This is a genomic window from Thermoactinospora rubra (genome assembly GCF_002093975.1).
Taxonomy (GTDB): domain Bacteria; phylum Actinomycetota; class Actinomycetes; order Streptosporangiales; family Streptosporangiaceae; genus Nonomuraea; species Nonomuraea rubra_A.
Window position 1 is genome coordinate 246,841 of sequence record NZ_KZ084325.1, and the last position, 14,214, is coordinate 261,054.

Consider the following 14,214-nt stretch of genomic DNA (forward strand, 5'->3'; position numbering starts at 1 on the left):
CTTCGAGCGCCGCCACACCGTCTGACCTGCGAATTCACGCCTGCGGGCGACGTCTCGTCTTGGTAACGGGGACGCTCCTACGGTTTGTCAGACCAGGTCGAGGGGGTCGACGCTCACCCTGACCACCTCGGGGGCCTTGCGCGCCGCCCGCACGCCGCCGGCCGCCTTCAGCGCCGCCGCCAGGGCCGGCCCCTCCTGCCGGGGCACGCGGATCATGGCGCGTTCGCGGCCGGCGTCGTCGACCGGGACCGGGCCGAGCACCTGGGCGTCGCGCGGCAGCCGTACCTCCTCCAGCATCTGCCGGACCGCCGCGGCGGCGCCGGTCAGGGTGGCCATCCGCACGGCGGGCGGGAAGCCCAGCTCGGCCCGTTCGGCCAGCTCGCGTTCGGCGTGCGTCACCGGGTCCCAGCGGACCAGCGCCTGCACGGCCGGGAGGGCCGCGTCGGCCAGCACGACCAGCTCGGCCCTCGGGCGCAGCAGCGCCGCCGCGTTCATCCACCGGCGCACCGTCTCCTCGGCCGCCCGCAGGTCCGCCCGGCCCAGCAGGGCCCAGCCGTCGAGCAGCACGGCCGCGGCATACCCGCCCTCTGGCACCGGCTCGGCCCCCGGCGTGGCCACGACGAGGGCGCGCTGCGGCCCGACCGTCGCGAGCACGCCGTCCCGTCCGGACGTCTTGACCGGCACCGACGGGAACGCCCTGCCGAGCTCCTCGGCCGTGCGCCGGGCTCCGATGACCACCGCGCGCAGGCCCGCGCCGCCGCACCTCGGGCACCGCCAGGCCGCGTCCACGCGGCCGCACCAGCGGCAGTACGGCGCCGCGTGCCCCGCCCTGAGCGCCAGCGGCCCGTGGCAGCCCGGCCCCTCCTGGCCGTACGGCAGGCCCTGCTGGAGGGGCGGCTCGCCGGCCTGCTGGAGGTACGGCACGCGCGTCGGCGGCTGGGAGCAGCGCGCGGGCGCCCGGCAGTGCCGGCAGGCGATCACCGGGACGTATCCCCGCCTGGGCACCTGGATCAGCACGGGCCCGTGCTCCAGGCCCTCCTTCAGCGCCCGCCAGGCCAGGCTCGGCAGCCGCGCCGCCCTGGCCGCCTCGTCCTTGGCCAGCTCGGCGTCCTCACCCGCCGGACGCACCAGCGGCGCCACGGCCCTGACGGTCTGCCTGGCCGCCAGGAGGGGACGCGCCCAGCCGGTGGCGATGAGCTGGGTGGCCTCGGCGGTGCGGGCGTATCCGCCGATCAGCATCGCCGCTCCCGCCCGGTGCGCGCGCAGGGCCAGGACCTCGCGGGCGTGGGGGTAGGGCGCGAGCCGCTCGGCGTGCAGGTCGTCGCCGTCGTCCCAGATCACCGCGAGGCCGAGGTCCCGCACCGGGGCGAACATCGCGGCCCGGGTGCCGACCACGGCCCTGACCTCGCCTCTGAGCACCTTCAGCCAGCGGCGGTAGCGCTCGGCGGGCCCCAGCCCGGCGGTCAGCGCGACGTGCCTGCCGGGGCCGAGGATCTCGGCGAAGGCCTGGTCGGCCAGGGCGACGTCCTTGCCGTCCGGCACGACCACCACGGCGCCGCGCCCGCCCGCCAGCGTCGCGCCCACCGCCTCGGCGATCGGCTCGGCCCACCCTCTGCCCGGCAGGGCGCCCCACACGGCTCTGGGCGCGCGTCCGCGCCGGAGGGCGTCGAGGAAGGAGGCGCTCATGGGATAGTCGGCCCAGTGGGCGGCACTGGGCGGCGGGCTCTCCGCGCCGGGCGACGGGCTCTCCGCGCCCTCCCCGCTGCTCTCCCCGCTCTCTCCGCCGCGGCCCTCGCCGTTGTCCTTGCTGCTGTTCCCGTCTCTGTCCCCGCCGCTGTCTTCGCTGTTGTCCTCGCTGCTGCCCTCGCCGCCGCTCTTCCCGCGATCTCCGTCACGGCCCTTGTCGCGGCCCTCGCGACCGTCCCCGCCGTTGTCCTTGTCGCGGCCCTCGTCGCCGTCTTCGCCGCTGCTCCTGCTGCTCTCCCCGCCGCCGACCTCGCCGCCGGCCTTGTCTTTCCCCTTGCCGCCGTCCTCGCCGACGGTCGCGGATTCGGCCTCCACCCTGGCGTGCCTGGGTGGGATCGCCAAGCGCAGGACGTCGGCGAGCGTGCCCGCGTAACGGTCGGCCACCGCGCGGGCCAGCCCCGCGATCTCCGGAGTGAGCACCGGCTCGGGCGAGATCACCCGCTCCAGCGGGACGAGCCTGCCCTCGTGCCCGGTGTCGTCGGCCCGGTCCAGCAGGAAGCCGTCGACGAGCTTGCCGGCGAACCGCACCCGCACCCGCACGCCCGGCTGGGCGGCCTCGTGCAGGGACTCGGGCACGAGGTAGTCGAACGGCCGGTCCAGGTGAGGAAGCGGGGTGTCGACCGCCACCCGTGCGACGGGCCGGGACGGAGCCGGGACCGGCGCACCCTTGGCAGGCTTCGCCGCCGCCCCCACCGCCTCCAGCGGGAGCAGGGCGTCGTCGGTCTCAGGCACGAACCACAGGTCTACCAGATGCCGCCGACGGCGGCGGACGCTTGCCCGCGCCTGTGGACGACTTGGCCGGCAGCGTGACCGGGCGGCGGCGCGAGTCGGCCGGCACGTGGCTCGGCCGGTCACTGGCCAGGTCGGTCGTGGAATCGGGTCGGCGGCGCGACCCGGTCAAGGGCACGCGAACGAAACGGACGCCACGCACCCGCAGGGGAACGCGGCGCCCGCCTCCGGACGTCTCCCTTCTGGGAGGTCCCTCCCGGAGATCTTGGAGATCTTGGAGATCTCAGAGACCGGCTGCCTGGCGCAGGGCCTCGGCCCGGTCGGTCGACTCCCAGGAGAAGCCCTCCCGCCCGAAGTGCCCGTAGGCGGCGGTCTCGGAGTAGATCGGCCGCAGCAGGTCGAGGTCGCGGATGATCGCCGCCGGGCGCAGGTCGAACACCTGGAGCACCGCGTCCTGGATGCGCTCCACCGGCACCTGCTCGGTCCCGAAGGTCTCCACGAACAGGCCCACCGGGTGGGCCTTGCCGATGGCGTAAGCCACCTGCACCTCGCAGCGGTCGGCCAGCCCGGCGGCCACCACGTTCTTGGCCACCCACCGCATCGCGTACGCGGCCGACCGGTCGACCTTCGAGGGGTCCTTGCCGGAGAAGGCGCCGCCGCCGTGGCGGGCCATGCCGCCGTAGGTGTCGATGATGATCTTGCGGCCCGTCAGCCCCGCGTCGCCCATGGGACCGCCGATCTCGAAGCGGCCCGTCGGGTTGACCAGCAGCCGGTAGCCCTCGGTCTGGATGTCGAGGCCCTTGAGCACGTGCTCGACGACGTGCTCGTGGATGTCGGGCGTGAGCATCTCCTTGAGGTCGATCTCCGCCGCGTGCTGGGTGGAGACGACGACCGTGTCGAGACGCACCGGCTTGTCGCCGTCGTATTCGATGGTGACCTGGGTCTTGCCGTCCGGGCGCAGGTAGGGCACCACGCCGGACTTGCGCACCTCGGCGAGCCGCTTGGCCAGCCGGTGGGCCAGCATGATCGGCAGCGGCATCAGCTCGGGGGTCTCGCGGCAGGCGTAGCCGAACATCAGCCCCTGGTCGCCCGCGCCCTGCCGGTCGAGCTCGTCGCCGATGCCCTCCTCACGGTGCTCGTAGGCGTCGTCGACGCCCTGGGCGATGTCGGGCGACTGCGCGCCGATGGACACCGACACGCCGCAGGAGGCTCCGTCGAAACCCTTGTGGGAGGCGTCGTAGCCGATCTCCAGGATCTTCTCCCGGATCAGCGAGGGGATGTCGACGTAGGTCTCCGTCGTCACCTCGCCCGCGACGTGGACCTGGCCGGTGGTGATCAACGTCTCGACGGCGACCCGGCTCTTGGGGTCGTCCTTGAGCATGGCGTCGAGAATCGCGTCACTGATCTGGTCGGCGATCTTGTCCGGGTGGCCCTCGGTGACCGACTCGGAGGTGAAAAGGCGACGGGACAACTCAGTGGCTCCTCATGCAGCGGCTGCTGACGGTGTGTGCCTGTGCGGGATGAACGCGGAAGGCTTCGCCGAGTGTAGCCTTACCCGGGTCGCTGTCGCGAAATCGCCCGGGCCCGGCTCCGCCCGCGGGCATCACAGGTCGGGCAGCGGGTCGGGCGGCAGGGTCTCGGGGGCGAACACCTCGGCGTCGGCGGCGTTGACCACGGCCGCGTACTCCTCGTCGAACTCCAGGACCAGCGACCCGAGTTCGATCAGCGGCCCGGTGCCGTACAGGATCGGCCCGAGCCTGGTGGCCCGGGGATGGCTCGCGTAGACCGACGTCGGGCGGTCGCTCCTGAGCGTCCGGGTGGCGAGCACGTGGACGGCGCGGTCGGTGACGACCACGAGGAAGCCCGCCATGCCGGGCGGTCCCGTCGAGAGCGCCGGAAAGACGTAACGGATGTCCTCCTGGCCCAACAGCGTCCTGCATCGCTCTCTCACCGTGGAACTCACCGGCATGCGTCCCCCTTCGGGCCAAGTATCCGGAGGTGGGCGAAACGCCGCAACAGGTGATCGGATAAGGCGTATGTCCACATGTCCGGCGAGGACGCCCGGTCTGTCCGGGAGGAGGGCGATCGGCCCAGCCGCCCCCGGAGAGCTCGCGACCGGCCGTCCCGGAGCCGGACGCGGGTCAGGCCAGCCTGGCCGCCACCAGGTCCCACACCGCGTCGGCCACGTCGTCCTTGGGCCCGCGCGGGATCTCCACCGGCTCGCCGCCCGCGACGAGCACCGTCGCCGCGTTGTCCGGCGTGCCGAACGCCAGCCCCCGGCCGACCTGGTTGACCACGAGCAGGTCGCACCCCTTGGCCGCGAGCTTGGCCTGGCCGTTGGCCAGCACGTCGTCCGTCTCCGCCGCGAACCCCACGATCACCCTCGGGTACGGCACAGCCCGCGGCGCCTGCCTGCGGCGCTCGCCGAGCTCGGCCAGGATGTCGGGATTCTTCACCAGCTGGATGGGCTCGGGATCGCCGGACGACTTCTTGATCTTCGACTCCCGCGCCTGGGCGGGACGGAAGTCCGCCACGGCGGCGGCCATGACCACCACGTCGGCGCCCGCCGAGGCCGACAGCACCGCCTCGCGCAGCTCCAGCGCCGACTCGACCCGCACCACCTTGGCCCCGGCCGGGTCGGGCAGGGCGACGTTCGCCGCCACGAGCACGACCTCCGCCCCGCGGGCCACAGCCGTCCGGGCCAGGGCGTAGCCCTGCAGTCCCGAGGAGCGGTTGCCGATGAAGCGCACCGGGTCGATGGCCTCGCGCGTGCCGCCCGCCGAGACGACGACGGTGCGCCCCGCCAGGTCGCGGGGGCGGCCGCGCAGGACGCGCCGGCACACCTCGAAGATCTCGGCCGGGTCGGGCAGCCGCCCGGGGCCGGTGTCGGCGCCGGTCAGGCGGCCCACGGCTGGGTCGATCACGATGGAGCCGCGCTCGCGCAGCGTCGCGACGTTGGCGCGGGTGGCGGGGTGCTCCCACATCTCGGTGTGCATCGCCGGCGCGAACACGACCGGGCAGCGCGCGGTGAGCAGCGTGTTGGTGAGCAGGTCGCCCGCCAGGCCGTGGGCGGCCTTGGCCAGGATGTCGGCCGTCGCCGGGGCGACCACGACGAGGTCGGCCTCCTGGCCGATCCGCACGTGCGGCACCTCGTGGACGGACTCCCACACGTCGGCGGCCACGGGATGGCCGGACAGCGCCGCCCAGGTCGGCTCGCCGACGAAGCGCAGGGCGTCGCGGGTGGGCACGACACGCACGTCGTGCCCGGACTCGGTGAAGAGCCTCAGCAGCTCGCACGCCTTGTAGGCGGCGATGCCCGCTCCGACGCCCAGCACGACACGCGGGCGGCCCCTGCCGGCGGGCGTGTCGACTGGCGGGGTCACGTCGAGCCTGTCCAGCGATGCGTCGCCGAGGCTCAGGCCTGGCCCTCGATCGGCTCGGCGGTCAGCAGGCCCTCCGCGATCTCGCGCAGCGCGATGGACAGCGGCTTTTCCTGGGCGTGCGTCTCCACCAGCGGGCCGACGTACTCCAGAAGGCCCTCGCCGAGCTGGGAGTAGTAGGCGTTGATCTGGCGCGCCCGCTTGGCGCCCATGATCACCAGGGAGTATTTGCTGTCGACGATGTCGAGCAGCGTGTCGATGGGCGGGTTGGTGATCCCCTCGGCCACGGGGGCAGTGCCTGCCACGTCTGTCAGACCTCTCGGTTGGAAACTGGGGTGACCTTCTGAGGGTCGGTCATCAAGGCTATCAGCCTGTGGCACACATCGTGGACGTCGGTGTTGACCAGCGTCGTGTCGAACTCGGGCTCGGCCGCCATCTCGATCCGCCCGGCCTCCAGGCGGCGTGCGATGACGTCCTCCGGCTCGGTGCCCCGGCCACGCAGCCGCTTCTCCAGCTCCTCCCACGAGGGCGGGGCCAGGAAGACCAGCAGCGCCTCGGGCATGCTCCGCCGTACCTGGCGGGCGCCCTGCAGGTCGATCTCCAGCAGGGTGGGGACGCCGCGCGCGAGCCGGTCGAGGACCGGTTGGCGCGGCGTGCCGTAGCGGTTGCCCGCGAACTCGGCCCACTCCAGCAGCTCGCCACGGTCGACCAGCCGCTGGAACTCCTCGTCGTCGACGAAGAAGTACTCCACCCCGTGGGTCTCGCCCGGCCGGGGCTTCCTGGTCGTCACCGAGACCGACAGCCACACCTCGGGGTGGTGGCGCCGGAGCTCGGCGACGACCGTGGACTTGCCGACGCCCGACGGCCCGGACAGCACCGTCAGACGACGCTTCGAAGGCGGGAAGTCACCGACCTCCATCTGTCCCGCTGTGCCGGACCAGGACCTGTCGGTCACTTCCCTACCCCCTGAGACTGCGCGGACGTGTGGATCCGAGATTAGCTCTCGGAACCGCCGAACTCGCGCTCGAGGGCTGCCCTCTGGTTGGCGCCGAGACCGCGCACGCGGCGCGACTCGGCGATCTGCAGCCGCTCCATCAGCTGCCTGGCGCGGACCTTGCCGACGCCGGGAAGCGACTCCAGCAGAGCCGACACCTTCATCTTGCCGATGACGTCGTCGGTCTGCCCTTTCTTCAACACCTCGGCCAGAGCAATCCTGCCGTGCTTGAGATCGTTCTTGACCTCGGCACGCTCTTTTCGGGCCTTGGCAGCCTTCTCCAGAGCTGCCGCGCGTTGCTCGGGGGTCAGGGGAGGAAGAGCCACGCCGGGTCACCTCGAATTTCTGTCGATGTACTCGGTCGGGAAGGGAAACTAGCTGGTCAACGTGTCGTTAGCAACGTCAAGCGGCGTTTCTCTCATCACAAAATCAACTTCGTCACGGTGAGTGCCCGCATTATTACCGTGGGTCTATCGAATCGCCCTCACTTCCCGTTCTCCGCGCGGCATCCGGCGGCCGGGCGACCCTCAATTCGCGATGGGCGATTTTTCCGAAACATATTGGGACATAGGCCCGAATCCCGCGGCGCGCCGGGCGTCCGGCTCCGCCAAAGAAGGCACGCCAAAGAAACACCGGGGCCTAATATCCCGATATATACGGACAAACTAGGCATATCCGGACATGGCGGACTCCCCCGGGAGTGGGGTGCCGACCCCTCTCGCGGGGGAGGCGGCGGGACCCGCCACGGCCGGACGATCGGCCGCATGGGACTCCAGCAGATCCTGCCACGGTGGCACTTCCGCGAAGTGCACCGGACACCGGTCTACGCTTCTCGCGAACAGGTCTTCCGCGCCATCGAGGACCTCACCTGGGCCGAGGTGCCGGTCTTCCGCGCGCTGATGGCGCTGCGCTTCCCCGGGTCCCGGCGGCGGCCGTCCTCGGCCCGGGTGCTGGACGGCCTGCTGGGCGACGGCTTCGCGGTGCTCGACCGCGACGCGGACGAGATCGTGGTGGGGACGGTCGCCCGGCTGCCCGGCGGCCGCCGGGTGGCGCTGCCCGCCGGCTCCCCCGGTACGGCGATGCGCGACCTCACCGCGCCGGACCTCGTCAAGATCGCCATGAGCTTCCGCCTGGCCGGCGCCGAGCTGGTCACCGAGACGCGGGTGCTGGCCACCAGTGCCCGCGCCAGGCTGCTGTTCCGCCCCTACTGGCTGGTCGTCCGCCTGCCCAGCGGCCTGATCCGGCGCGTGTGGCTGGCGGCCGTCCGCCGCCGCGCCGAGGCGGCATGCTCCGGGCGCCCGCCCGCGTGAGCTTCCCGGCGCGACGAGCGCCGCCCGAGACGAACCCGTCCCCCGGCGCCCCTGACGGCCCGGTGTCCGCGCTAGCCGGAGCGGGCCGCCAGGCGGCGCAGCGAGGCCGCGATGGCCGCGGCGGCCGCCCCGGGATCCGGCGCGGCGGTGATGGGCCGGCCGATCACCAGCAGGTCGGCCCCGTCCGCCAGGGCCTGCTCGGGCGTCGACACCCGGGCCTGGTCCTGCGAGTCCGCCCCGGCCGGCCGTACTCCCGGCGTGATGAGCGTGATGTCCGGCCCGACCTCGGCCCGCACGGAGGCGACCTCGTGCGGCGAGCACACCAGCGCCGTGGCGCCCGCGGAGACGGCCAGCGTGGCCAGGCGGCGCGCCACGTCGGCGGGCGGTCCGGAAAAGCCCACCAGGTCCAGGTCGGCCGCCGACAGCGACGTGAGCACGGTCACCGCGGCGATCTTGGTGTGCGGGGCGGCGTCGACCGCGGCGCGGATCATCGCGGCCCCGCCCGCCGCGTGGACGGTGAGGATCGAGGGGCGCAGCCGCTGGACCGAGCGGGCGGCCCCCGCGACGGTGTTGGGGATGTCGTGCAGCTTGAGGTCCAGGAAGATCTGCACGCCGCTGGCGCCCCTGAGGGAGGCGATGATGTCGGGCCCGTAGCGAAGGTAGAGCTCCAGCCCCACCTTGACCGTGCTGACGTGGGGGGTGACCAGCGCGGCCCAGCGTGCGGCGGTCTCCAGGTCGGGCGCGTCCAGGGCGACGGCGATGGGTGCGGGCGTCACGGTGTGTTCTCCTCGAGCGGGATCCGGGGGGAGCTTCCCGGCGGTCGGTGGGCCAGGCCGACGGCGTCGGCCAGCCGCTGGAATCCGCGGGCCTGCAGCAGGTCCTCGAGCTCCCGCTCGATGCGCAGGCACGCATACGGGTCGTGGAACAGGGCGGTGCCGACGCCGACCGCGCACGCCCCCGCCAGGATGAGCTGGAGGGCGTCCGAACCGCTGAGCACGCCGCCGACGCCGATCAGGGGGACGCCGGGCAGCGCCTCGTGGACCTGCCACACGCAGCGTACGGCCAGCGGCAGGATGGCCGGGCCGGACAGCCCTCCGGTGACCGCGGCCAGCGCCGGCCGCAGGGTGAGGGTGTCGATGCTCATGCCGAGCGGATTGTTGATCATGCACAGGGCGTCGGCTCCGGCGTCGACGCACGCGCGGGCGACGGCGACGATGTCGGCCACGTCGGGCGACAGCTTGGCGATCACGGGGACGTCGCCGCGCAGGATCGACCGGACCGACGCGACCACCTCGGCGGCGGCGCCGCCCTCGCGGGCGAAGACGCGGCCGCGGTCCTCAAGGTTGGGGCAGGCCAGGTTGACCTCGACGGCCGTGACCCCGGGGGCGTCGGTGAGGCGGCGGGCCAGCGCGGAGTACTCCGCCACGGTGCCGCCGCCGATGGACACGATGGTGCGGATGCCGCGCTGCGCCAGCCAGGTCAGGTCGCGCTCGAGAAAGGCGTCGATGCCCGGCCCCTGCAGGCCGACGGCGTTGAGCAGGCCCGAGGGCGTCTCGGTCATGCGCGGGGTGGGCCGGCCCGCCCGGGGCGCCATCGTGACCGAGGGCGTGACGAGCGCGCCGAGCCGGTGCAGGTCGAAGAACTGGGCCAGCTCCCGCCCCGATCCCGCGCACCCGGCCGCGGTGAGCACGGGCGTGGCCAGCTCCACGTGCGCCAGGAAGGTCCGCATGTCAACCGGCACGCCCGCCACCTCCCCGAGCCTCGCCCGGCCCCAGAGGCTCAACCGGCATGGCGGGCACCTCCGCCCGGCGCCCCGATCGCGTCGAACGGGATGGTGCCCACGTCCTCGAACCGCACCCGCTCCCCCCGGAAGACCGGCCCCTCGACGCAGGCCCGCACCATCCGCGTGGTCCCGTCCTCGCCGATGACCGGCAGCACGCACGTCATGCAGATCCCGACCCCGCAGGCCATCGCCTCCTCGACGACCACCTGGACCGGGATGTCGAACTTCATGGCCACCGCCGTGACCTCACGCAGGGTGTCCATGGGGCCGCAGGCGTAGACGGCGTCCGCCCGCGTGTCGGCGATCACCGAGGGGAGCGCGTCGGCGACCCTGCCGCGCAGCCCCAGCGACCCGTCCTCCGTGGTGAGCGTGGTGGTCTGCGCGACCCGCCGCGCCCGCATGGCGCCGAAGACCCGCTCGGCGCCGGCCCCGCCCAGGACGAAGTCCACCCGGCAGCCGCGCGCCAGCAGCGTGTCCGCCAGCGGGAACAGCACGGCCGAGCCGTACTCGGCGCCGACGAGCACGCACGCGACCGGGTCGCGGGGCACCGGGAAGGGCCGCCCCAGCGGCCCCACCAGGTCCAGCGGGTCGCGGGCGCGCCGGTCGGCCAGCCAGCGCGTGCCGGGACCGCGCACGGTGAAGACCAGCTCCACCGTGCCGCCGTAGTCGGGTTTGACGTCGTGCACGAACAGCGCCCTGCGCGTGAGCATGGAGGTGGACGGCCCGCCCACGGCCACGGTCACGAAGTGGCCGGGCCGTGTGCGCTCGGCGATGCCGGGGGCCACGACGGTCAGCGCATGGAAAGCGTCGACACGGCGCGTGGTCAGCACCGTGCCGGTGACCTGCACCGGTGTCGTGGCCAGCGGCCCATCACCCTTTCCATGGGTCGAGTCCGCCTCACCTGGCGCCCGGGTCAGCGTCGCTGAGCCCAGGCGTCCGGTTCGGCTTTCTCTCCGCGCAATGCGCGTGCGTGCTCCTGGAGAGACCGTACGCCCACATCGCCCCGCACGATGGCCTGGATGCCCGCCGCGGCGGCGGCCAGTCCCTGGGCCGTGGTGATGCAGGGGATGCCGCGCAGCACGGCGGCGGTGCGGATGTCGTAGCCGTCCAGGCGCGGCCCGGACTGGCCGGGGCTGCCGAACGGCGTGTTGACGATCAGGTCGACCTCGCCGTCGAGGATGCGCTGCACGATCGTGGGCTCACCTCCCGGGCCGGTCCCCTCGCTCTGCTTTCGCACGATCTTGGCATGGACGCCGTGCCGGCGCAGCACCTCGGCCGTGCCCTCCGTGGCCAGGATCTCGAATCCCAGGTCGGCCAGCGCCTTCACCGGGAAGATCATGTGGCGCTTGTCCCGGTTGGCCACCGAGACGAACGCCCGGCCCTTGGTGGGCAGCTCGCCGTAGGCCGCCGCCTGCGACTTGGCGTAGGCGATGCCGAAGAACTCGTCGATGCCCATGACCTCGCCGGTCGAGCGCATCTCCGGGCCCAGCACGGTGTCGACGCCGCGGAAGCGGTTGAACGGCAGCACCGCCTCCTTGACCGCGATCGGGGCGTCCATCGGCAGCGTGCCGCCGTCGCCCTCGGCGGGCAGGATGCCCTCACGCCGCAGCTCCCGGATCGTCGCCCCGAGCATGACGCGGGCCGCCGCCTTGGCCAGCGGCACCGCGGTCGCCTTGGAGACGAACGGCACGGTACGGCTGGCGCGCGGGTTGGCCTCCAGCACGTAAAGGACGCCCGCGGACATGGCGTACTGGACGTTCAGCAGGCCGCGCACGCCCACGCCCCGCGCGATGGCCTCGGTGGCCGCGCGGATGCGCTTGATGTCGGCCCCGCCCAGCGTGATCGGCGGCAGCGCGCACGCCGAGTCGCCGGAGTGGATGCCGGCCTCCTCGATGTGCTCCATGACGCCGCCGAGGTACAGCTCCTCACCGTCGAACAGGGCGTCGACGTCGATCTCGACCGCCTCGTCCAGGAAGCGGTCGATGAGCACCGGATGGCCGCCCTCCTGGCGCGCCATGTAGGTGGACAGCGTCTCGTCGTCGTAGACGATCGCCATGCCCGCGCCGCCGAGCACGTAGCTGGGCCGTACCAGCACCGGGTAGCCGATCTCCCCGGCCACCTCCAGCGCCCCGGCCACCGTGGTGGCGGTGCCGTGCCTGGGCGCGGGCAGCCCGGCCTCGGCCAGCACGCGCCCGAAGGCGCCGCGCTCCTCGGCCAGGTGGATCGACTCGGGCGAGGTGCCGACGATCGGCACGCCCGCGTCCTTGAGCGCCTGCGCCAGGCCCAGCGGCGTCTGCCCGCCCAGCTGCACGATCACGCCGACGACCGGGCCGGTCTGCTGCTCGGCGTGGACCACCTCCAGCACGTCCTCCAGGGTGAGCGGCTCGAAGTACAGCCGGTCGGAGGTGTCGTAGTCGGTGGAGACGGTCTCGGGGTTGCAGTTGACCATGACGGTCTCGAACCCGGCGCGCGACAGCTCGAAGGAGGCGTGCACGCAGGCGTAGTCGAACTCGATGCCCTGCCCGATGCGGTTGGGCCCGCTGCCCAGGATGATGACCTTGGGCCGCTCGCCCTGCGGGACCTCGCTCTCCTCGTCGTAGGTGGAGTAGAGGTACGGCGTGCGGGCGGCGAACTCGGCGGCGCAGGTGTCGACCGTGTGGTAGACGGGCCGGATGCCGAGCGCGTGGCGCAGGTCGCGCACCCGCGACTCGTCCATGCCGCGGATCTCGCCGATCTGCGCGTCGGAGAAGCCGTGCCGCTTGGCCCGCGCGATCACCTCGGCGGTCAGCTCGGGCGCCTCGCGGATCGCCCGAGCCTCCTCCTCCAGCAGGAACAGCTGGTCCAGGAACCACGGGTCGACGCTGGTGGCGTCATACAGCTCCTCGGCCGTGGCGCCCGCCCTGATGGCCTGCTGCATGGTGCGCAGCCGCCCGTCGTGGGGGGTACGGCAGGCCGCCAGCAGGTCGTCCTTGTGGCCCACCGGACCGGCCCAGGTGAAGGCGGAGCCCTTCTTCTCCAGCGAGCGCAGCGCCTTCTGCAGCGCCTCGGTGAAGCAGCGGCCGATGGCCATGGCCTCGCCCACCGACTTCATGTGGGTGGTGAGGGTCTGGTCGGCCCCGGCGAACTTCTCGAAGGCGAAGCGCGGCACCTTGACCACGATGTAGTCGAGCGTCGGCTCGAAGGACGCCGGCGTCTCGGCGGTGATGTCGTTGGGGATCTCGTCGAGCGTGTAGCCGATGGCCAGCTTGGCGGCGATCTTGGCGATCGGGAAGCCGGTCGCCTTGGACGCCAGCGCACTCGACCGGGACACCCGCGGGTTCATCTCGATGACGATCATGCGCCCGGTCCGCGGGTCGACCGCGAACTGGATGTTGCACCCGCCGGTGTCGACGCCGACCTCGCGGATGACCGCGATGGCCACGTCGCGCATGTTCTGGTACTCGCGGTCGGTGAGGGTCAGCGCGGGCGCGACGGTGACGCTGTCGCCGGTGTGGACGCCCATCGGGTCGATGTTCTCGATGGAGCACACGATGACGACGTTGTCGTTCTTGTCGCGCATGACCTCCAGCTCGTACTCCTTCCAGCCGAGGATGGACTCCTCCAGGAGCACCTCGGTGGTCGGGGAGGCGTCGAGCCCGGCCCCGGCGATGCGGCGCAGGTCGTCCTCGTCGTAGGCGAAGCCCGAGCCCAGGCCGCCCATGGTGAAGGAGGGCCGGACCACCAGCGGGTAGCCCAGCTCCCCCGCCGCCCGCAGGCACTCCTCCATGGAGTGGCAGATGACGCTGCGCGCGGAGTCTGCGTTGAGCCCGTGCTCGCGGGCGACCTTGGCGACGATCTCCTTGAAGCGCTCGCGGTTCTCCCCCGCCTGGATGGCGTCGAAGTCGGCGCCGATCAGCTCGACGCCGTACCGCTCCAGCACCCCGGCCTCGTGCAGGGCGACGGCCGTGTTGAGCGCGGTCTGCCCGCCGAGGGTGGGCAGCAGCGCGTCGGGCCGCTCCTTGGCGATGATCTTCTCGACGTACTCGGGGGTGATCGGCTCGACGTAGGTGGCGTCGGCGAACTCCGGGTCCGTCATGATCGTGGCCGGGTTGCTGTTGACCAGGATCACCCGGAACCCCTCGGCCTTGAGCACGCGGCAGGCCTGGGTGCCGGAGTAGTCGAACTCGCAGGCCTGCCCGATGACGATCGGCCCGGAGCCGATCACGAGGATCGACCTGATGTCTTCACGCTTGGGCACGGGACATGACCTCGCAGAACTCGTCGAACACGGGG

Annotated in this window: 12 protein-coding genes; 1 reads left to right on the forward strand and 11 read right to left on the reverse strand. The window is 72.9% G+C overall.

Features of this window, described 5'->3' with window-relative positions; all coding sequences use genetic code 11:
- Positions 1-87 precede the first annotated feature (87 nt).
- The 7 genes from BSB02_RS03675 to mihF form a co-directional block, all read right to left on the reverse strand.
- Positions 88-2,478, reverse strand: a complete 2,391-nt coding sequence (locus BSB02_RS03675) for a primosomal protein N' (protein WP_084956721.1) — start codon at positions 2,476-2,478, stop codon at positions 88-90.
- A 280-nt stretch (positions 2,479-2,758) separates the two neighbouring features.
- Entirely contained in the window at positions 2,759-3,946 is a 1,188-nt protein-coding gene (gene metK, locus BSB02_RS03680) for a methionine adenosyltransferase (protein ID WP_084956723.1), read from the reverse strand.
- 132 nt (positions 3,947-4,078) lie between these two features.
- Positions 4,079-4,426 (reverse strand): hypothetical protein, encoded by a 348-nt coding sequence (locus BSB02_RS03685; protein WP_240506153.1) that lies wholly within the window; start codon positions 4,424-4,426, stop codon positions 4,079-4,081.
- Positions 4,427-4,616: 190 nt separating this feature from the next.
- Positions 4,617-5,858 (reverse strand): bifunctional phosphopantothenoylcysteine decarboxylase/phosphopantothenate--cysteine ligase CoaBC, encoded by a 1,242-nt coding sequence (gene coaBC, locus BSB02_RS03690; protein ID WP_084956727.1) that lies wholly within the window; start codon positions 5,856-5,858, stop codon positions 4,617-4,619.
- A gap of 32 nt (positions 5,859-5,890) precedes the next feature.
- On the reverse strand, positions 5,891-6,160 hold the full coding sequence (gene rpoZ / locus BSB02_RS03695) for a DNA-directed RNA polymerase subunit omega (RefSeq protein WP_084956729.1): 270 nt from the start codon (positions 6,158-6,160) through the stop codon (positions 5,891-5,893).
- A 5-nt stretch (positions 6,161-6,165) separates the two neighbouring features.
- Positions 6,166-6,774, reverse strand: coding sequence for a guanylate kinase (gmk, locus tag BSB02_RS03700; RefSeq protein WP_084956731.1), 609 nt, complete (start codon positions 6,772-6,774; stop codon positions 6,166-6,168).
- A gap of 77 nt (positions 6,775-6,851) precedes the next feature.
- The gene (gene mihF / locus BSB02_RS03705; RefSeq protein ID WP_084956733.1) at positions 6,852-7,175 is read right to left on the reverse strand and encodes an integration host factor, actinobacterial type; all 324 of its coding nucleotides are present in this window, start codon (positions 7,173-7,175) and stop codon (positions 6,852-6,854) included.
- A 438-nt stretch (positions 7,176-7,613) separates the two neighbouring features.
- Here mihF and BSB02_RS03710 point away from each other — a divergent pair, with 438 nt between their 5' ends.
- Positions 7,614-8,159 (forward strand): hypothetical protein, encoded by a 546-nt coding sequence (locus BSB02_RS03710; RefSeq protein ID WP_084956735.1) that lies wholly within the window; start codon positions 7,614-7,616, stop codon positions 8,157-8,159.
- Between the two features lie 71 nt (positions 8,160-8,230).
- Here BSB02_RS03710 and pyrF read toward each other — a convergent pair whose 3' ends face one another.
- From pyrF to carB, 4 genes are all read right to left on the reverse strand, one after another.
- Positions 8,231-8,935 (reverse strand): orotidine-5'-phosphate decarboxylase, encoded by a 705-nt coding sequence (gene pyrF / locus BSB02_RS03715; RefSeq protein ID WP_084956737.1) that lies wholly within the window; start codon positions 8,933-8,935, stop codon positions 8,231-8,233.
- Entirely contained in the window at positions 8,932-9,900 is a 969-nt protein-coding gene (locus tag BSB02_RS03720; protein ID WP_240506154.1) for a dihydroorotate dehydrogenase, read from the reverse strand. The genes pyrF and BSB02_RS03720 overlap by 4 nt, the downstream gene beginning before the upstream one ends.
- Positions 9,901-9,938: 38 nt before the next feature.
- The gene (locus tag BSB02_RS03725; RefSeq protein WP_206184491.1) at positions 9,939-10,790 is read right to left on the reverse strand and encodes a dihydroorotate dehydrogenase electron transfer subunit; all 852 of its coding nucleotides are present in this window, start codon (positions 10,788-10,790) and stop codon (positions 9,939-9,941) included.
- A gap of 65 nt (positions 10,791-10,855) precedes the next feature.
- Positions 10,856-14,179, reverse strand: coding sequence for a carbamoyl-phosphate synthase large subunit (carB, locus tag BSB02_RS03730; protein WP_084956743.1), 3,324 nt, complete (start codon positions 14,177-14,179; stop codon positions 10,856-10,858).
- Positions 14,180-14,214: the final 35 nt, after the last annotated feature.

Bases quoted from the DNA above. Each gene is read 5' to 3' on its own strand.
- gmk (WP_084956731.1), bottom strand. From the start codon at position 6,774: ATGGAGGTCGGTGACTTCCCGCCTTCGAAGCGTCGTCTGACGGTGCTG.
- BSB02_RS03710 (WP_084956735.1), top strand. From the start codon at position 7,614: ATGGGACTCCAGCAGATCCTGCCACGGTGGCACTTCCGCGAAGTGCAC.